15 protein-coding genes, 1 tRNA gene, 1 pseudogene and 1 riboswitch are annotated in these 17,844 nt (G+C 73.0%); of the genes and pseudogenes, 9 read left to right on the top strand and 8 right to left on the bottom strand.

The features are described 5' to 3' along the window. Positions 1-23: 23 nt before the first annotated feature. Both ACIBG4_RS20490 and ACIBG4_RS20495 read right to left on the bottom strand, forming a co-directional pair. Positions 24-1,193, bottom strand: a complete 1,170-nt coding sequence (locus tag ACIBG4_RS20490) for a zinc-dependent alcohol dehydrogenase (RefSeq protein ID WP_397203120.1) — start codon at positions 1,191-1,193, stop codon at positions 24-26. Next, positions 1,190-2,089, bottom strand: a complete 900-nt coding sequence (locus tag ACIBG4_RS20495; RefSeq protein WP_397203121.1) for an SRPBCC family protein — start codon at positions 2,087-2,089, stop codon at positions 1,190-1,192. Before ACIBG4_RS20495 ends, ACIBG4_RS20490 begins: the two co-directional genes overlap by 4 nt. Positions 2,090-2,297: 208 nt before the next feature. Between ACIBG4_RS20495 and ACIBG4_RS20500 the strand changes: the two genes are divergently transcribed. Both ACIBG4_RS20500 and ACIBG4_RS20505 read left to right on the top strand, forming a co-directional pair. Beyond that, positions 2,298-2,426, top strand: coding sequence for a hypothetical protein (locus ACIBG4_RS20500; RefSeq protein ID WP_397203122.1), 129 nt, complete (start codon positions 2,298-2,300; stop codon positions 2,424-2,426). 84 nt (positions 2,427-2,510) lie between these two features. Continuing rightward, positions 2,511-4,259, top strand: coding sequence for an HAD-IIB family hydrolase (locus tag ACIBG4_RS20505; protein WP_397203123.1), 1,749 nt, complete (start codon positions 2,511-2,513; stop codon positions 4,257-4,259). Positions 4,260-4,278: 19 nt separating this feature from the next. On the opposite strand, the gene pstS is transcribed toward ACIBG4_RS20505, so the two are convergent. Further along, entirely contained in the window at positions 4,279-5,322 is a 1,044-nt protein-coding gene (pstS, locus tag ACIBG4_RS20510) for a phosphate ABC transporter substrate-binding protein PstS (RefSeq protein ID WP_397203139.1), read from the bottom strand. Positions 5,323-5,515: 193 nt separating this feature from the next. Next, a complete protein-coding gene (locus tag ACIBG4_RS20515) occupies positions 5,516-5,839 on the bottom strand; it encodes a DMT family transporter (protein WP_397203124.1) in 324 nt (107 codons plus the stop codon). Positions 5,840-5,854: 15 nt separating this feature from the next. Then, positions 5,855-5,921, bottom strand: a riboswitch (guanidine-III (ykkC-III) riboswitch). Between the two features lie 88 nt (positions 5,922-6,009). Here ACIBG4_RS20515 and fdh point away from each other — a divergent pair. Genes fdh through nrfD form a run of 3 tightly spaced genes read left to right on the top strand, consistent with a single transcriptional unit; the run spans position 6,010 to position 10,914 of the window. Then, on the top strand, positions 6,010-9,186 hold the full coding sequence (gene fdh / locus ACIBG4_RS20520; RefSeq protein ID WP_397203125.1) for a formate dehydrogenase: 3,177 nt from the start codon (positions 6,010-6,012) through the stop codon (positions 9,184-9,186). After that, positions 9,179-10,006, top strand: coding sequence for a 4Fe-4S dicluster domain-containing protein (locus ACIBG4_RS20525; RefSeq protein WP_310714955.1), 828 nt, complete (start codon positions 9,179-9,181; stop codon positions 10,004-10,006). Before fdh ends, ACIBG4_RS20525 begins: the two co-directional genes overlap by 8 nt. Continuing rightward, positions 10,003-10,914 (top strand): NrfD/PsrC family molybdoenzyme membrane anchor subunit, encoded by a 912-nt coding sequence (nrfD, locus tag ACIBG4_RS20530; RefSeq protein ID WP_397203126.1) that lies wholly within the window; start codon positions 10,003-10,005, stop codon positions 10,912-10,914. The genes ACIBG4_RS20525 and nrfD overlap by 4 nt, the downstream gene beginning before the upstream one ends. A gap of 378 nt (positions 10,915-11,292) precedes the next feature. Here nrfD and ACIBG4_RS20535 read toward each other — a convergent pair whose 3' ends face one another. Then, positions 11,293-11,859 carry a PASTA domain-containing protein gene (locus tag ACIBG4_RS20535; RefSeq protein ID WP_397203127.1) on the bottom strand — a complete coding sequence of 189 codons (567 nt, stop codon included), beginning with the start codon at positions 11,857-11,859 and terminating at the stop codon, positions 11,293-11,295. 186 nt (positions 11,860-12,045) lie between these two features. On the opposite strand from ACIBG4_RS20535, the gene ACIBG4_RS20540 reads away from it, so the two are divergent. Further along, complete coding sequence (locus tag ACIBG4_RS20540) at positions 12,046-12,864, top strand: LuxR C-terminal-related transcriptional regulator (protein ID WP_397203129.1); 819 nt, start codon at positions 12,046-12,048, stop codon at positions 12,862-12,864. A 5-nt stretch (positions 12,865-12,869) separates the two neighbouring features. On the opposite strand, the gene ACIBG4_RS20545 is transcribed toward ACIBG4_RS20540, so the two are convergent. Continuing rightward, positions 12,870-13,799 (bottom strand): AraC family transcriptional regulator, encoded by a 930-nt coding sequence (locus ACIBG4_RS20545; protein WP_397203130.1) that lies wholly within the window; start codon positions 13,797-13,799, stop codon positions 12,870-12,872. A gap of 8 nt (positions 13,800-13,807) precedes the next feature. Continuing rightward, positions 13,808-14,731 carry an NADP-dependent oxidoreductase gene (locus ACIBG4_RS20550; protein WP_397203131.1) on the bottom strand — a complete coding sequence of 308 codons (924 nt, stop codon included), beginning with the start codon at positions 14,729-14,731 and terminating at the stop codon, positions 13,808-13,810. 206 nt (positions 14,732-14,937) lie between these two features. On the opposite strand from ACIBG4_RS20550, the pseudogene ACIBG4_RS20555 reads away from it, so the two are divergent. Then, positions 14,938-15,381, top strand: a pseudogene (locus ACIBG4_RS20555) (Clp protease N-terminal domain-containing protein); the annotation flags it as partial. A 69-nt stretch (positions 15,382-15,450) separates the two neighbouring features. Here the strand turns inward: ACIBG4_RS20555 and selD are convergent. Next, positions 15,451-16,548 carry a selenide, water dikinase SelD gene (gene selD / locus ACIBG4_RS20560; protein WP_397203132.1) on the bottom strand — a complete coding sequence of 366 codons (1,098 nt, stop codon included), beginning with the start codon at positions 16,546-16,548 and terminating at the stop codon, positions 15,451-15,453. A 135-nt stretch (positions 16,549-16,683) separates the two neighbouring features. On the opposite strand from selD, the gene ACIBG4_RS20565 reads away from it, so the two are divergent. Continuing rightward, positions 16,684-16,777: transfer RNA gene (locus ACIBG4_RS20565), tRNA-Sec, on the top strand. 13 nt (positions 16,778-16,790) lie between these two features. Further along, positions 16,791-17,844 (top strand): L-seryl-tRNA(Sec) selenium transferase (selA, locus tag ACIBG4_RS20570; RefSeq protein ID WP_397203133.1); only part of this gene is annotated, 1,054 nt, incomplete at its 3' end.

Raw genomic sequence — 17,844 nt, forward strand, 5'->3', positions numbered from 1 at the left:
CAGCCGCTCGGCCCCGCCAGGCCCTACGGCGTCAGGACGACCTTGTTGCACTCGTCCTGCTTGTTCTTGAACAGGTCGAACCCGCGCGGCGCCTCGCTCAGCGGCATCCGGTGCGAGATGACGAAGCTCGGGTCGATCTCCCCGTTGCGGATCCGGTCCAGGAGCGGGCGCAGGTAGCGCTGCACGTGGCACTGGCCGGTGCGGATGGTCAGCGAGCGGTTCATCAGCGCGCCCATCGGGAACTTGTCCAGCAGCCCGCCGTAGACGCCGATGACCGACACCACCCCGCCGTTGCGGCAGGACAGGATCGCCTCCCGCAGCGCGTACGGCCGCTCGGTCTCCATCCTGGCGGCCTGCTTGGTGCGGTCGTAGGCGTACATGGCCGGGGTGGGGTGGTGCGCCTCCATGCCGACGGCGTCGATGCAGGCGTCCGGCCCGCGCCCGCCCGTCATGTCGCGCAGCGCCTCCAGCACGTCCACGCGCTCGTAGTCGAGCACCTCCGCTCCGGCGCGCTCGGCGTACCGCAGCCGGTACGGGAACCGGTCGATGCAGATCACCCGGTCCGCGCCGAGCAGGAATGCGCTGGCCACGGCGAACTGCCCGACCGGCCCCGCGCCCCAGACGGCGACCGTCTGGCCGGGCTTGATGTCGCACATCTCCGCGCCCATGTACCCGGTCGGCAGGATGTCCGACAGGAACAGCACCTTCTCGTCCGGCAGGTCGTCCTCGATCTTGATGGGCCCGACGTCCGCGAACGGCACGCGCGCGTACTCGGCCTGCCCGCCCGCGAAGCCGCCCAGCATGTGGGAGTAGCCGAAGATGCCCGCGGGCGAGTGGCCCATGAACTTCTCCGCCAGCCCGGCGTTGGGGTTGGAGTTCTCGCAGATGGAGTACAGGCCCTCCTCGCAGGCGAAGCAGTTGCCGCAGGCGATCGGGAACGGCACGACCACCCGGTCGCCGGCGCGCAGGTTGTGCACCCCCGGGCCGACCTCCACCACCTCGCCCATGAACTCGTGGCCGAGGACGTCGCCCTTCTTCACGGTCGGGATGTAGCCGTCGACCAGGTGCAGGTCGGAGCCGCAGATGGCGGTCGAGGTGATGCGCACGATCGCGTCGCGGGAGTTGAGCAGCCGCGGCTCCGGAACGTCGTGCACCTCGACGGTGTTGCGGCCCATCCAGCAGTTCGCCTTCATGACCGTCCTCCCACGGGTTGTGCGGGGCGCTGCCTGAGCTGCCGCAGCGCACGGGTTCCTTCGGGGCTGGCGTCCGAGCGGACGACCTCGCCGGTCTCCATGACCTGCTTGAAGCGGCGCAGGTCGTCGCGGACCTGCTGCTCCGGGTGCTCGCCGAGCAGCTTGGCGAACGCGGCGCCCAGGGCACGGCCGGGCACGGTGTACTCCATGGCGACGTCCACCACGGTGCCCCGCCCGCCCGGACCGTCGGTGAAGGCGACCCTGCCGCCGGTGGTCACGGTGGCGCCGCGCACCGAGCCCCAGGCGATGAGCTCGCCGGCCCGGTCGTCGATGATCTCGGCCTCCCACCGGAGGTCCGTCACCGGCCCCCTCGCCTTCCACAGGGAGCGGCCCTCGCCGACCTCCCGCACCGACTCCAGGTGGGCCATGAAGGTCGGCAGGTTCTCCAGGTCGCGCCAGAACCGGTACACCTCCTCGCGCGGCCGGTTGATCGTGATCGAGGCGTGCAGCCTCAGCGGGCCCCGGCCGGGACCCGCGCCGCGTACCGCGCACAGCAGGTCGAGGGCCGTGATGCCGGCGATCGCGGCGGTCGCGGCGGTCACGCGGCGCCGCCGCTCACCCGTGCGCCGGGCCAGCGCCGCGCCCAGCACGGCCAGGTCGATCGCGTCGCCGGCCACTCTGGTCCACGCCCACCGCGCCGGGGTACGGCCGCCCAGCAGCATGCCCGCGTGCAGGAGCTCCCGCCCGCCGACGAGTCTCGTGACGCCCTTGGCCGCCGGGGAGTCGTCGACGCCGGCCAGACGCGTGACGGCGTCGGTCGCCGCCAGTTGCGCCGTGCCCAGCGCCAGACTGACCCATCCCAGGGTCCGGGCGAGTCTGTCGGTCGTCGTGCTCATGTGTGTCGTCACCGCCAGTCCATCTCCCTTCCGAACGGTCCCTCCCCGAACGGCGCCCGTGACTCCGGGCCTTCTCCGCCCCGTACCCGGATGCCCAGGGGTGACACGGTGCGGGAGGATCGGGCCGACCGCCCGTGAGGCGGGACTGCTCAGAGGGCGTCAGCCGCGCAGGAGGGCGGCTCAGAGGGTGGCCCAGGAGGAGGGCGGCGTGCGCCGCGACATCACCCCGCAGGACGTGCTCGACCTGCTCGACGTGGCGATCTGCCGTCCCGGCGCCCGGCCTGACGACCCGCTCACGACCGTCCTGCTCGACGGGCTCAGGGCCACCCGTCCCTGAGGCGGCGCGACCGGAGGCCGGACGTTCACCCGGCCTTCACCCGGCGGTCCGGATGCCCCGGTCAGGCGGGGTAGGGGGGTGGGCATGCGCTACCACGCACTGGCCTGCGACTACGACGGGACCCTCGCCAGGAACGGCCGGGTCGAGCCGGAGACGGTCGAGGCGCTGGAGCGGCTCTCCCGGGCCGGGGTCAAGCTGCTCATGGTGATCGGGCGCGAGCTGGAGGACCTGCTGGAGGTCTTCCCGGACGCCGGGGTGTTCGACCTCGTGGTCGCCGAGAACGGCGGCCTGCTGTACGACCCCGCGCAGCGGCACGCCGAGCCGCTGGCCGACGCGCCGCCGCCCGAACTCGCCGAGCGGCTGCGCGCCGAGGGGGTCAGCCCGCTCGGCGTCGGACGGGTGCTGGTCGCCACGAGGACCCCGTACGACGTCCAGGTCCTCGCCGCGATCCGTGACCTGGGCCTGGAGCTACAGGTGATCTACAACAAGGGCGCGGTCATGGTGCTGCCCCCAGGAGTGAACAAGGCGAGCGGCTTGGCCGCCGCTGCCGAGCGCCTGGAGCTGTCGCCGCGCAGCGTCGTCGCGGTCGGCGACGCGGAGAACGACCACGCCTTCCTCACCGCCGCCGAGTGCGGGGCCGCCGTCGCCAACGCCCTGCCCTCGCTCAAGGACACCTGCGACGTGCGCCTGGCGGGCGAGGCCGGCGCCGGGGTGAGGGAGCTGGCCGGGCTGATGCTGTCGGGTGAGCTGGACGCCGTGGAGGTGCCCCGCAGGCACATCCTCCTCGGCGACGCCGACGCCGATGATGGCGATGGCGGCGGTGAGGTGCGGCTGCCCCCGTACGGGGTGGGGATGATGGTGGCCGGCCCGTCCGGGAGCGGCAAGTCCACGGTGACCACGGCGCTGCTGGAGCGGCTGGTCGGCGCCGGCTACCAGTGCGTGATCGTCGACCCGGAGGGCGACTACGCCGACTACCCCGGCGTGATCGTCCTCGGCGACCCGGAGCGGGTGCCCGCCGTCGAGGAGGTGCTGCACGCGCTGCGGCTGCCGGATCACAGCGTCGTGGTCAACCTGATCGGGCTGCGGCTGCGGGACCGGCCCGCGTACTTCGCCGAGCTGCTGCCCCGCCTCGCCTCCCTGCGGGCCGGGCTCGGTCACCCGCACTGGGTCGTGGTCGACGAGGTCCACCACGTGATGCCCGCCGAGCTGAGGCACGTGCCGTTGCACGCGGCCGGGGACGTCGGCTCGCTGCTGATGATCACCGTTCATCCCGACGCGGTGAGCCCGGCCGCCCTGCGGCTCATGACCTCCGTCCTGGCCGTGGGCCGGGACCCCGCGGCCACGCTGGCGGCCTTCGCCACCGCCGCCGGGTACGACCCGCCGCGCGCGGGGTCGCCGCGGGACGGCGACCCCGCGCTGTGGCGGGTCGGCACGGAACGGGCGCGGCGCGTCACGCCGGCGCCCGGCGAGGTGGAGCGGACGCGGCACCGGCGCAAGTACGCGACTGGCACCATGTCCAAGGACAAGAGCTTCTACTTCACCGGCCCCGAGGGACGGCTGCGGCTGCGGGCGCGCAACCTGCACACGTTCGTCGAGCTGGCCGCGGGCGTGGACGACGAGACGTGGCTGCACCACCTGCGGCGGGGCGACTACTCCACCTGGATCCGCGAGAGCCTGGGCGACGCGGACCTGGCGGAGGAGGTGGCGGAGGCGGAGCGGGACTGCCGTGAGGAGCCGGAGTCCGGGCGGCGGCGGATCGCCGGCCTCATCGCCGACCGCTACACGCTGCCCGCCGAGCCCACCGACTACGACCCCGACCACGACGACACCTGAGAACGGCACGCCCAGGCGTTCAGGCCATGGCGGCCAGGCGGGCCCGTACCCGGGCGATGACCTCCTGCGGCATCGGGGCGTAGCCGAGCAGCGACAGGTACGACTGGCCCGCGTTGCCCGCCGCGTACCGCAGGAAGCTCCGGGTGAGCGGCGCCGCCCCCCGCGCGCAGACGATCTCGTAGGTGACCAGGGCGATCGGGTACGCCCCCCGCCTCCTGCCCGTGTAGTCGAGGGTCATCATCAGGCCGCCGCCTCCGTCGTCGATCCGGGCGTTCTCCAGCCCCTGGGTCGCGCCCTCGGGCGACAGCGCGACGAACTCGCCCGCGCCGTTGCGGACCTTCGCCGTGGCCAGCCCCGCGCGGCCCGCGAATCCGTACTCCACGTACCCGATCGTCCCCCAGCCGTCCCGGATGGCCCTGGCCATGCCGTCGGAGCCCTGGACGCCGCGTCCCGCCACCGGCCACGTTCCCCGTGACCGGTGTGACGGGGAGCCGCCCGCGGCCAGGTAGGCGGCGAAGCCGTGGCTCGTGCCCGAGTCGTCGGAGCGGTGGAGGACCTCGATGCCCCCCTGGGGGAGGTCCGCGCCGGGGTTCTCCGCGGCGATCGACGGGTCGTCCCAGGTGGTGATCCGCCCGCCGAACACCCCGGCGAGGGTGCCGGGCGACAGCCTCAGGCCCGGCACGGACGGCAGGTTGTAGGCCACTGCGATCGGGCCCGCCACCATCGGCAGGTGCAGCGCCCGGCCGCGGCACCTGCCGTCGGCCGCCGCCTGCTCCTGAGGGTTCATCACGCGGTCCGAGCCCGCGAACGCGGTGGCGCCCCCGATGAAGTCGCGCACCCCGGCGCCGGAGCCGTTGGCCCGGTAGTCGATCCTCGTGCCGGGATGGATCGCCTGGAAGTCCGCCCGCCAGGCGTTCATCGCCGTGAGCTGCGCCGTCGAGCCCGACGCGACGATCATGTCCGTACGGTCCGAGGCGGTCGTGGTCGTCGCGGGCAGGCTCCGCAGCACGTGAACCGTCAGCCCGGCGGCGGTGAGCAGCATGGACAGGAGCATCGCGGTCATCTTCGACACATATGCGAGGTTATGAAGGCGTCATGACCGAAGGGTGAACCCTCGTGCATGTCGATCAGAAAGAAAGCCCAGCACGCGGTCAAGACTTGGACAAGATCCGGCTCGGGCGGCGTGGCAGGCGAGCGTGTCAGGGTGATCGCCGCGCCCCGCGCTGGACGACGCCGGCGGGGCTGAGCCGGCGGGTTCAGTGGCCGGCGCCGGCCAGGTTGAGGCCGACGACGCCGCCGAGGATGAGGGCGATCGACACGATCTTGAGAAGGGACGCGTCCTCGCCGAGGGCGATCATGCCCAGGACGGCGGTGCCCACCGCGCCGATGCCCGTCCACACCGCGTAGGCCGTGCCGACCTCCAGGCTCTTCAGGGCGAACGCGAGCAGAGCGAAGCTGGCGACCGCGAAGACGCCGAAGCCGATGCTCGGCGGCAGCGACGAGAACCCGTCGCTGAGCTTGAGCGAGTAGGCCATGGCGACCTCGAACAGGCCGGCGGCGACGATCATGAACCAGGCCATGACGGCTCCTCTCTGGGAGCGTCGTCTTGTCAGGCCGGGTACGGCGCGTCTCGTCCGGGCGGGTCCCGCAACGGGCCCGCGTCCAGGGCAACGGCCGGCGGGCCGGCCGCATTCCCCATCCATGGCGGACGCCAGGAATAGATCGGGCCAAACCGGGCAGGACCCCGCTCGTGCCAGGTAGTGGGTGGTTCGCCCGCTGGCCGGTGATCCGGCAGCTCAGGGGCGAGGACGGGCGAGGCGGCGCCGCGCGCTCCGCCCGCACCGACGCGCTCCGGCCCCGCACCGAGGAGGCCGACAAGGTCGCCCGCTCCGTCTGCCCGTACTGCGCGGTCGGCTGCGGCCAGCTCGTCTACGTCAAGGACGGCCGGGTCACCCAGATCGAGGGCGACCCCGACTCCCCGATCTCGCGCGGGCGGCTGTGTCCCAAGGGCTCGGCCAGCAAGCAGCTCGTGACCCATCCTGGCCGCCAGACGCAGGTGCTCTACCGCAGGCCGTACGGCACGGAATGGGAGCGGCTCGATCTGGCGACCGCGATGGAGATGATCGCCGACCGGGTGGTGCGCACGCGGCGGGAGACGTGGCAGGAGACCCACGAGGGCAAGGTCGTGCGCCGCACGATGGGCATCGCCGGCTTGGGCGGGGCGACGCTCGACAACGAAGAGAACTACCTGATGAAGAAGCTCTACACCGCCCTCGGCGCCATCCAGGTGGAGAACCAGGCCCGTATTTGACACTCCGCCACCGTCCCCGGTCTGGGGACCAGCTTCGGGCGTGGCGGCGCGACCACCTTCCAGCAGGATCTGGCGAGGGCGGACTGCATCGTCATCCAGGGCTCCAACATGGCCGAATGCCACCCCGTGGGCTTCCAGTGGGTGATGGAGGCCAAGCAGCGGGGCGCCAGGGTCTTCCACGTGGACCCGCGCTTCACCCGCACCAGCGCGGTGGCCGACCGGCACCTGCCGATCCGCGCGGGCAGTGACATCGTCCTGCTCGGCGCGCTGATCAACCACGTGCTGGAGAACGGGCTCGACTTCCGCGACTACGTGCTGGCCTACACCAACGCAGCCACGATCGTGTCGGAGGACTTCCGCGACACCGAGGACCTCGACGGGCTGTTCTCCGGCTGGGACCCGGAGAGCGCCACCTACGACCCGAGCAGCTGGGCCTACGAGTCCACGGGCGAACCGGCGGCGGACGAGCACGCCGAGGGCGGCACGCGGCATGCCGCCGCGGCGGGGGCCGAGACCTACGGGGCGGGCGGCGCCGGCGCGCACCCCAGCCCCAGAACCGACCCGACGCTGACCGACCCGCGCTGCGTCTACCAGATCCTCGGGCGGCACTTCGCCCGCTACACCCCGGAGCTGGTCGAGCGGCTGTGCGGCATCTCCCGGGACGGCTTCGCCGAGCTGGCCGAGGCCGTCACCGCCAACTCCGGCCGGGAGCGCACCACCGCCTGGGTCTACTCGGTCGGCTGGACCCAGCACACCGTCGGCGCGCAGTACATCCGCACCGCCTCGATCCTGCAGCTCCTCCTCGGCAACATGGGCCGGCCCGGCGGCGGCATCATGGCGCTGCGCGGCCACGCCAGCATCCAGGGCTCCACCGACATCCCGACACTGTTCAACATCCTGCCCGGCTACCTCGCCATGCCCGACGCCCACCGGCACGACGACCTGAACCACTACCTGCGGAGCGAGGGCGGCGAGACCGGCTTCTGGGGCAACCGGCGCTCGTACCTGGTGAGCCTGCTCAAGGCGTGGTGGGGCGAGGCGGCGACCGAGGACCACGACTTCTGCTTCGAGTACCTGCCGCGCCTGACCGGTGACCACGGCCACTACACCACCGTGATGGGCCAGATCGACGGCACCGTCAAGGGCTACTTCGTGATCGGGGAGAACCCCGCCGTCGGCTCCTCCGGCGGCCGGGCGCAGCGCCTCGGCCTGGCCAACCTCGACTGGCTCGTCGTACGCGACCTGACCCTGGTGGAGACCGCCACGTTCTGGCGGGACGGCCCGGAGCTGGAGACCGGCGAGCTGCGCACCGAGGACATCGGCACCGAGGTGTTCTTCCTGCCCGCCGCGAGCCACGTGGAGAAGGAGGGCAGCTTCACCAACACGCAGCGGCTGCTCCAGTGGCGCGAGAAGGCGCTCGACCCGCCCGGCGACTGCCGCAGCGACCTGTGGTTCTACTACCACCTCGGCAGGCTCGTCAGGCAGCGGATGACCGGCGACGAGATGGACCGCCCGGTACGTGAGCTGACCTGGGACTACCCCGAGCAGGGCGAGCACCGGGACCCCTCGGCCGAGGCCGTGCTCCGCGAGATCAACGGGGTGGGCCCCGACGGGCGGGCCCTGTCGTCGTCCACGGCGCTCAAGCCCGACGGGTCCACGGCCTGCGGGTGCTGGATCTACTGCGGCGTCTACGCCGACGAGGTCAACCAGGCCGCCCGCCGCCGCCCCGGCCGCGAGCAGAGCGTCGTGGCGCCCGAATGGGGCTGGGCGTGGCCGGCCAACCGGCGCATCCTCTACAACCGGGCCTCCGCCGACCCCGACGGCCGCCCGTGGAGCGAGCGCAAGGCGTACGTGTGGTGGGACGCCGAGCGGGGCGAGTGGACCGGCCACGACGTGCCCGACTGCGAGATCGGCAAGCCGCCCGACTACGTGCCGCCGGAGGGCGCGCGGGCCCAGGCCGCGCTCGCCGGCACCGACCCGTTCATCATGCAGTCCGACGGCAAGGGCTGGCTGTACGTGCCGGCCGGGCTCGCCGACGGGCCGCTGCCCGCCCACTACGAGCCGCACGAGTCGCCGGTCCCCAATCCGCTGTACGGCCAGCGGGCCAACCCCGCGCGCCGCACCTACGACCGCCCCGAGAGCCCGTACAACGCGCCGGGGCCGGCCTTCCCGTACGTGCTGACCACGTACCGGCTGACCGAGCACCACACGGCGGGCGGCATGAGCCGGCCGCTGGCCTACCTCGCCGAGCTGCAGCCCGAGCTGTTCTGCGAGATCGACCCGCGGCTCGCGGCCCGCCTGCGGCTGGCCGACGGCGACTGGGCCACGATCGTGACCAGCCGGGCCGTCCTGGAGGCCAGGGTGCTGGTCACCGGGCGCATGAAGCCGCTGCGCGTCGAGGGCAGGGTGATCCACCAGGTCGGGCTGCCGTACCACTGGGGGTGGGGCGGCGGCGGCCTGGTCACCGGCGACGTCGTCAACGACCTGACGCCGCTGGTGCTCGACCCGAACGTCTACATCCAGGAGGGCAAGGCGATGACCTGCGACGTACGGCCGGGCCGGCGGCCGAGGGGCCGGGCGGCGCTCGACCTGCTGGAGGCGTACCGCCATGGCTGAGCGGATGGGGTTCTTCACCGACACCAGCGTCTGCATCGGGTGCAAGGCGTGCGAGGTGGCCTGCAAGGAGTGGAACCAGCTGCCCGACGACGGGTTCGTCTTCGAGGCCACCTCCTACGACAACACCGGCATGCTGGGCGCGAGCACGTGGCGGCACGTGGCGTTCATCGAGCAGTCGCGCCCGGTGGCCGTCCACGGCGACCAGGCCGGCGACGGCGACGGCGACGGGGTGGACCGGTGGCTGATGTCCTCCGACGTGTGCAAGCACTGCACGCACGCCGCCTGCCTGGACGTCTGCCCGACGGGGGCGCTGTTCCGGACCGAGTTCGACACGGTGGTGGTGCAGGCCGACATCTGCAACGGTTGCGGCTACTGCGTGCCCGCCTGCCCGTACGGGGTCATCGACCGGCGGGAGGACGACGGACGCGCCTGGAAGTGCACGATGTGCTACGACCGGCAGCGCGGCGGCCTCGAACCGGCCTGCGCCAAGGCGTGCCCCACCGACTCGATCCAGTTCGGGCCCCTGGACGAGCTGCGGGAGCGCGCCGAGGAGCGGGTGACGCGGCTGCGCGCCGACGGCCACGAGGAGGCCCGCCTGTACGGCGAGAGCCCGTCCGACGGGGTGGGGGGAGCGGGGGCGTTCTTCCTGCTCCTGGACGAGCCCGAGGTGTACGGCCTGCCGCCGGACCCGGTGGTGACCACGCGTGACCTGCCGGCGATGTGGCGCTGGGCGGGCGCGGCGGCTCTGTCGACGGCGGGCACGGTGGCCCTCGCCTTCCTGGGGTCGCGACGGGCCCTTCCCGGGCGCGGTGCCCGGTGAAGGGCGAGAAGGCCGTCGTGCCGGAGGCCGAGTTCCGCTCGTACTACGGCCGCCCGGTGATCAAGGCGCCCGTCTGGCACGAACCGCACATGCCGACATATCTCTATCTGGGGGGTATGTCTGGCGTCTCATCGTCGATGGCCGTCATGGCCCGGCTCACCGGCAACCCGCGCCTCGCCCGGACCGCCCGCGTCGCCGCGGCCGTGGGAGCGGCCACCGGCGCCGCCCTCCTCGCCGCCGAGCTGGGCAGACCCGAGCGGTTCCTCAACATGCTGCGCGTCTTCAAGCCCACCTCGCCGATGAGCGTCGGCTCGTGGATCCTGGCCGCCCAGGGCGGGCTGTCGGCCGCCGCCGCCACCTCCGACCTGACCGGCGTCCTGCCCGCCGCCGGGGACGCGGCGCTCCTGGCCACCGCGCTGACCGGCCCGCTGACCGCCACCTACACCGCCGTCCTGGTCGCCGACACCGCCGTGCCCGCCTGGCACGAGGCGTACCGGGAGCTGCCGTTCCTGTTCGCGGGCAGCGCGATGGCCGCCGCCGGGGGAGTCGCCATGCTGGCCACGCCGAGGGCCCAGGCGGGGGCCGCCCGCGCGGTGGCGGCCCTCGGGGCGGCCGTGGAGACGGTCGCGGGCGAGGTCATGCAGCGCCGGCTCGGCCTCGTCGGCGAGCCGTACCGGCTGGGCCGGGCGGGCCGCCTCCTGCGCGCCGCCCGGATGCTGACGGCCGGAGGAGGGCTGCTAGCGGCGGTCGCCGGGCGCAGCCGTACCCTCACGACCCTGTCCGGCCTCGCCCTCACGGCAGGCTCCCTGTGCACGCGCTTCGGCGTCCTGGAGGCGGGCCGCACCTCGGCCGCCGACCCGAAGTACACGGTGGTCCCCCAACGAGAACGCCTCGACGCCGCCTCCTGACCGCCTGGACCGGCGAACCCGGACCATGGCATGGCCTTCGGGCTCACAGGCATGGTCCTCGCGAGGACGCGCCACGCGCGAGGCGGCTCGGGCTGCGTCCAGCGGGGGGCCGAACCCCCCGCACCCCCAGGCAGGGGTCCTCCGGCCCCCTGCACCCCCGAGCATGGGCCCGGTACCGCATGGTGAGGGCGTGCACCGGGGATCACTCTGCAGACTGATGGGACGACAATTCGTACAGGTGCCCGCCCTTGATCAGAACCGACACTTCGACGGGCCGCTCATCGTCGCTGTAGACGACACGGAACTGGCGGAACACAGGCACGTCAGGTGGAAGATCCACCTCTTGTTCGCGCGTGCCGCCGGTTCACGACCGGCAGTTCACGGACACTGCGTCTTCTGCGGCAGCACCCCGATCGTGAGGTCCACCAGGCTTCCCGGAGGGGTCAGCGTGCCGGCAGCCGGGGTCTGATCGGAGACGGTGTTGTTGTGATTGCACGTCTTGTCGACGACCTTGTTCACCCTGCCGACGACGAGGCCCGCGGAGTTCAGGATCGACGTGGCCGCGTCCTTGGTCTCGTCGAGCACGTTCGGCACCCGCACCACGTTGAGCTTCTGCCAGGTCGAACCGTTGGACCACCTGATGGTGTTCGGCGCCTGCAGTTTGGCGGTGTACGCGGCGTCGTCGGGGAAGGTGACCAGGATCGTGTCGCTGTTGATCACGACACCGGTGGCGGTCGGACGGTGCTGGGAGGACATGTCCACCGTCAGGATGTCGTTGACGTCCGAGATCACCGGCCGCGCGGACCCCCCGTCGGTGAACGTGCCGTTGAGGTCGAACACCAGCGGTGTCGCCGCGGCGTCGGCGGCTCCTGCTCCTGCCATGGTCAGGGCGGTGGCCAGGGCCGCCGCCAGCGCCCCTCCGAGGATCTTGTTGTGGACTCGCACAACTGCCTTCCCTCTGGGGCCCGGTCCAGATGTGAGCGGGTATGGGCCCCGATTCGCCGCGTCACGGTCGGTCACGATCAGCATGGGCGGCTCCGTGACCCGGACGCCATACGAGGGTCTGCGTATGCCGCAAGGCCCTGGCAGCCGCATATTCTGAGTGCGGCCTGCGGGTGAAGGGGGAACCTGATGGGGAGCTCGTCATCACTCAGCGATCTGGATCTGCGCACCTTGGCGGGGATCGTCAGTGAGAACCGCACCGATGTGCCGGCGCAGGGGCTGCCACCGTCTCTGCTCAGTGACCTGATGGGCCAGATCCGCTGTGACGAACTGACCGTCGCAGGCTTCGACAGTCACCGGCGGGCGTGGTGGATGGCGCAGGTCGGCCCTGGTGGGGACGAGACGACCGATGAGGGCGCCGATGCGACGCACTGGGAACACTACTGGGACTGCCAGCCCTGCAGTTACCCCGACCGCAGCGGCGACCTGCGCAGCGTCGTGACGATCGCCGACTTCTACTCGGCCAGACAATGGCACAGCACCGGCATGTACGGCGATTATTTCCGGCCTCTGGGGATCGAGCACGAGCTCATGCTCTGCCTGCCCGCCGGGACGCCGGGGACCGGCGGCCTCGGCCGGACCCTGCGGATATTCCTGTTCCGTGGGCCCGGCCCCGACTTCTCCGAGCGCGACCGCGCGCTGCTCACGTTGCTGCGGCCGCACCTGCACGAGGCATACCTGGACGCCGAACGGCGGCGGCATCCCGCTCCCCGGCTCACGCCCCGGCAGTGGCAACTGCTGCACCTGCTCGCCGCAGGGCACACCAACCTCCAGATCGGCCGCCGGCTGGGCGTGTCCGAAGGAACCGTGCGCAAGCACCTGGAGAACGCCTACCGGCGGCTGCAGGTCTCCAACCGCATGGAAGCGGTCACCCGCGCGTTCCCAGAGGGAGTGGTGAGCTGTCCTCCAGGTTCGGAGGGCGGTTCGGGACGCGTGCGGAGTGCGTGAGCCCGTCAGGCGGCCCTGGCCTGGCGGCGGTAGCCGCCGGGGGCGATGCCGTACTCCCGCTTGAACGCCCTGGCCAGGGCGAACTCCGTGCTGTAGCCCGTCCGGGCGGCGACGGTGAGCAGCGGGACGTCGGAGTCGCGCAGGAGCTTGGCGGCCAGCGTCAGGCGCCAGCGGGTCAGGTAGGCCATGGGCGGTTCGCCGACCAGGGTGGTGAACCGCCTGGCGAAGGCGGCGCGGGAGAGCCCGGACCGTACGGCCAGGGACTCCACCGTCCACGGAGCCGAGGGGGTGTCGTGGACGGCCGCCAGCGCCGGGGCGACCGCCGGGTCGCGGAGCGCGGCGGACCAGCCCTCCGCTTCGGCGGGCTGGTCCTCCAGCCAGGCGCGCAGGATGTACAGCAGCAGCGAGTCGATCAGCGCAGGCACGATGCCTTCCGAGCCGATACGCGGATTCTCCAGCTCCGCGCCGAGCAGCCGCACCACGGCGCTGAGCTCGACATGCCGGCCGTGCCGCGTGCGCAGGTGGACCACCTCGGGCAGCTGCCGGACCAGCGGGTGCGGCCGGGCCATGTCGAGGTGGTAGTTGCCGCACAGCAGGGTGGTGCGCGTTCCGGCGCCGCCGAGCACGACCGACCCGATCGGCGGAGCCTTGGTGTAGCGCTCCGGTCCCGGCACCTCGCCCGGAGTGCTGGGGTGGTCGGCCAGGACGTGGCGGGAGCCGCTGCGCAGGAACACCACGTCGCCGACGCCCAACGGGATCGGCTCCAGGCGCGGGGCGTCCTCGGGGACGAGCCAGCACGAGCCGTGCAGCACCACGTGGAAGCCGGCGCCCGCGGCGGGTGGCAACCGCAGCCCCCACGGCGCGTGGCCGTCGGTGCGGACGGAGGTGGGATGCCCGGTCCGCATCGACTCCAGCGCGCCGGCGAGGATGTCCATGTCGTGATTTATACCGTCAGGACGAGCTTTCCGCGGACCTGGCCGCCCTCCAGCACTTCGTGCGCCTTCCCGGCTTCCTCCAGCGGGAAGGTCTCCTGGACGTGCGGGCGGATCGCGCCGGCGTCGACCAGCGCGGCGATGGCCTCCAGCGCCGCGTAGTCGGGCTCGACCGACACACCCGCGAAGCGCCGCCCCGCGGCCTCCACCCGCGCGGCGAGCTCCGCGTTCGCGTGCTCCATGATGCTCACGAGGATCCCGCCGGGCTTGAGTACGGCCAGCGAGCTCTCCCCCCGCGCGTTGGAGTCGAGGACGACGTCCACGTCATGGACGGCCTCGGTGAAGTCGACCGTCTGGTAGTCGATCACCTCGTCGGCGCCGAGAGAGCGGACGAACTCGTGCTTGCCCGCGCTGGCCAGCGCGATCACGTACGCGCCGCGGGCCTTGGCGATCTGCACCGCCAGGTGGCCGACCCCGCCCGCGGCCCGGTGGATCAGCACCCGGTCACCCGCCTGGACGCCCGCCGCGTCCACCAGCCCCTGCCATGCGGTGAGCCCGGCCAGGGGAAGGGCCGCGGCCTGGACATGGTCCAGGGACGCGGGCTTGCGGGCCACCTGGCGGGAGGGGGTGGCCACGTACTCGGCGTAGCCGGTCGCGGCGCGGGGGAAGAACGGCATGCCGTACACCTCCTCGCCCACCTTGTACCGGGCACCGGGAGCGGCCTCGGCCACGACACCGGAGATGTCCCAGCCGACGCCGAACGGCGGCTGACCCAGAAGCGGATAGGCGCCGGACCTCACGGCGGCGTCGACCGGGTTCAGCCCGCTGGCCCGCACCCGGACCAGGACCTCGCCCGACAGCGGCTGCGGGCGGTCGGCCTGGACGACGCGCAGGACCTCGGGGCCGCCGAAAGAACTCTGGATGACAGCACGCATGGGGGACGCTCCTCAGATGGTTCGATCTGTCACGGTCGACCCTAGGAACGCCCGACGACGCGAGGAATGGCCGGCTGTCTTCGCCGCATACCCCGGCGTCTCACCCTGTCGTGGGCGCCCGGCGCGGCGGTGTGTCCCACTAGCATGCGGAAAGGAGGAGAACCGGTTTGCCCGGGCTTGAGTGACTTTTGGCGAGGAGCGGCGGCATGTTCGAGAAGTTCACCGACCGGGCGCGGCGTGTGGTGGTCCTGTCCCAGGAAGAGGCCAGGATGCTCGGCCACGACCACATCGGCACCGAGCATGTCCTCCTCGGCCTGATCCGTGAAGGCGAGGGCGTGGGCGCCGCGGTCCTCAAGGGTTTGGGCCTGACCCTCGAGGAGGTGCGCCGGCAGGTCGAGGAGAGCCAGGGCCGAGGCCGGTCCGCCACACCGGGGCACCTGGCCTTCGCCCCGCCGGCCACCCAGGCTCTCCAGGGGGCGAACCGGGAGTCCTTGCAGCGCGGCCTCGACTACATCGGCACCGAGCACATCCTGCTCGCGCTCGTCCGCGACGGTGAGAGCGTGGCGGCCCGGTTGCTGGTCGGGCTCGGAGCCGACCTCGACCAGGTCGCGCGGACCACGGACGAGCTCGTCCGGCAGTACGCGTCCCGGTAGCACCGGAAGGTTCACGTTCCCAGGGGCCGTCACAGGCCGGCGATGTCGTCCCGTCCCGGAGTGCGGTCAGCGCAGGCGCAGGTGCGGCCCCTCGAAGGGGACGAGTTCGCCGATGACCGGCGCGCCGGGGATCTCGCCGGCCACCAGGAGCCCGCCGGAGGTCTGGGCGTCGGCGAGCAGCAGCAGCTCGTCCTCGCCGTAGCCGCCGGGATCCAGCCGGGGGCGTACCCAGTCGAGGTTGCGGCGCGTGCCGCCGCTCACGTACCCGTCGCGCAGCGCCTCCCGGGCCCCTTCCAGGTACGGCACCGCCGCCACGTCCACCACCGCCGTCACCCGGCCGGCCCTGGCGAGCTTGTAGAGGTGGCCGAGCAGGCCGAACCCGGTCACGTCCGTGGCGCACTCCACCCCGGCGGCCAGGGCGGCCCGGGACGCGTCGCGGTTCAGCGTGGTCATCGCGGCGACCGCCTGCTCGAACACCTCACCCGTCGCCTTGTGCCGCGTGTTCAGCACCCCGACGCCGAGTGGCTTGGTCAGCGAGATCGGCAGGCCGGGCCGGCCGGCGCCGATGCGCAGCAGCCGCTCCGGGTCGGCCAGTCCCGTGACCGCCATGCCGTACTTCGGCTCGGGGTCGTCCACGCTGTGGCCGCCCGAGACGTGGCAGCCCGCCGCGCGCGCCACGTCCAGGCCGCCGCGCAGCACCTCCTCCGCCAGCTCCAGGGGCAGCCGCTCGCGGGGCCAGCCCAGCAGGTTCACCGCGACGAGCGGCTCCCCGCCCACCGCGTACACGTCCGACAGGGCGTTGGCCGCCGCCACCCGGCCCCAGTCGTACGGGTCGTCCACCACGGGCGTGAAGAAGTCGGCCGTCACCACCACCGCCCGGCCGCCGTCCAGGCGCACCACGGCCGCGTCGTCGCCGTCGTCCAGCCCGACGATCAGCTCACCGGCCGGTGACACGGGCGCGGGCGTGCCGGCGAGGGCGGCGACGATGGTCTCCAGCTCGCCGGGCGGGATCTTGCAGGCGCAGCCGCCGCCGTGCGCGTACCCGGTCAGCCGGACCGCGCCCGGTGCCGGGCGGGCCGTGGGCGCAGCGCCGACCCCCAAGCCGCCGATGCCGCTCATGTCCCGGATGTCACCTCCGTCCTCGATGTCGCTCATGTCGGTCATGTCGCGTCGCTTACGTCACTGAGGTCGGTCATGTCGTCCAGGTCGCCCATGTCGCTCACGCTGGCCTCGCACAGGTGTGTCCGCGTCGGTGTGTGCCGCCTCGACCCGTACCCGCCCGCGGGTAGGTTCTCCCTTGGAGGCGTCTGGGCGCCTGGTGGCCCCCGCGGTCTTCAAAACCGACGAGGCCGAGGTCCTCGGCCTGGCGGGTTCGATTCCCGTCCGCCTCCGCTTATGTTCGGAACGTGGACCTGCGAAGGCGTGTGCCGCGGACCGACGCCGTGCTCGCCGACCCGCGGCTGGCCGAGGCCGCCGGGCGGCTGGGCCGGGCGGTCGTCAAGGAGGCCGTGGCGCGGGCCCAGGAGCGGGCGCGGCGCGGCGAGATCGGCCCCGAGGAGGTGGCCGACGCGGCGGTGACCGCCCTCCCGGCGCGGGCCGCGGGCCTGCGCCCCGTCCTCAACGCGACGGGCGTGCTCGTCCACACCAACCTCGGCCGGGCGCCGCTGTCGGCCGCCGCCGTCGAGGCGATGGCCGCCGCGGCGGGCCACGCCGACGTGGAGTTCGACCTGGCCTCGGGAGCCAGGGCGCGGCGCGGCCGGAGCACGCTCGACGCGCTGGCCCGCGCCGTCCCCGCCGCCGGTGACGTCCACGTCGTCAACAACAACGCCGCCGCGCTCGTCCTCGCGGCCACCGCGCTGGCCGCCGGCCGCGAGATCGTGATCAGCAGGGGCGAGCTGGTGGAGATCGGCGACGGGTTCCGCATCCCCGACCTGCTCGTCTCCACCGGGGCACGGCTGCGCGAGGTCGGCACCACCAACCGCACCTCCGTCCGCGACTACGCGGACGCCATCGGGCCGGAGACGGGTTTCGTACTCAAGGTCCACCCGTCGAACTTCCGGATCGAGGGCTTCACCGGCTCCGCCCAGGTTCCCGAGCTGGCCGGGCTGGGCGTGCCCGTCGTCGTGGACATCGGCTCCGGGCTGCTCACCCGCGAGCCGCTGCTGCCCGCCGAGCCCGACGCCACCGGCATGCTGCAGGCGGGCGCGGACCTGGTGACGGCCAGCGGCGACAAGCTGCTCGGCGGGCCGCAGGCGGGCCTCCTGCTCGGCCGCCACGACCTGGTCGAACGCTGCCGGCGGCATCCTCTCGCCCGCGCGCTGCGGGTCGACAAGCTGACGCTCGCCGCGCTGGAGGCGACGCTGCGCGGCCCCGTCCCGCCGGTCCGGCGGGCGCTGCGCGCCGATCCCGCCGCGCTGGCGGAGCGCGCCGCGGCCCTGGCCGGCCGGCTGTCCGCCGAGC

The sequence above is a fragment of the Nonomuraea sp. NPDC050383 genome, from assembly GCF_044459125.1.
Classification (GTDB): domain Bacteria; phylum Actinomycetota; class Actinomycetes; order Streptosporangiales; family Streptosporangiaceae; genus Nonomuraea.

Excerpts from the sequence above, each read along its gene's own strand:
- ACIBG4_RS20505 (WP_397203123.1), top strand. The coding sequence starts at position 2,511 with ATGCGCTACCACGCACTGGCCTGCGACTACGACGGGACCCTCGCCAGG.
- ACIBG4_RS20495 (WP_397203121.1), bottom strand. The coding sequence starts at position 2,089 with ATGAGCACGACGACCGACAGACTCGCCCGGACCCTGGGATGGGTCAGT.
- ACIBG4_RS20490 (WP_397203120.1), bottom strand. The coding sequence starts at position 1,193 with ATGAAGGCGAACTGCTGGATGGGCCGCAACACCGTCGAGGTGCACGAC.
- ACIBG4_RS20540 (WP_397203129.1), top strand. The coding sequence starts at position 12,046 with ATGGGGAGCTCGTCATCACTCAGCGATCTGGATCTGCGCACCTTGGCG.
- ACIBG4_RS20525 (WP_310714955.1), top strand. The coding sequence starts at position 9,179 with ATGGCTGAGCGGATGGGGTTCTTCACCGACACCAGCGTCTGCATCGGG.
- ACIBG4_RS20550 (WP_397203131.1), bottom strand. The coding sequence starts at position 14,731 with ATGCGTGCTGTCATCCAGAGTTCTTTCGGCGGCCCCGAGGTCCTGCGC.
- ACIBG4_RS20515 (WP_397203124.1), bottom strand. The coding sequence starts at position 5,839 with ATGGCCTGGTTCATGATCGTCGCCGCCGGCCTGTTCGAGGTCGCCATG.
- pstS (WP_397203139.1), bottom strand. The coding sequence starts at position 5,322 with ATGACCGCGATGCTCCTGTCCATGCTGCTCACCGCCGCCGGGCTGACG.
- selD (WP_397203132.1), bottom strand. The coding sequence starts at position 16,548 with ATGACCGACATGAGCGACATCGAGGACGGAGGTGACATCCGGGACATG.
- ACIBG4_RS20545 (WP_397203130.1), bottom strand. The coding sequence starts at position 13,799 with ATGGACATCCTCGCCGGCGCGCTGGAGTCGATGCGGACCGGGCATCCC.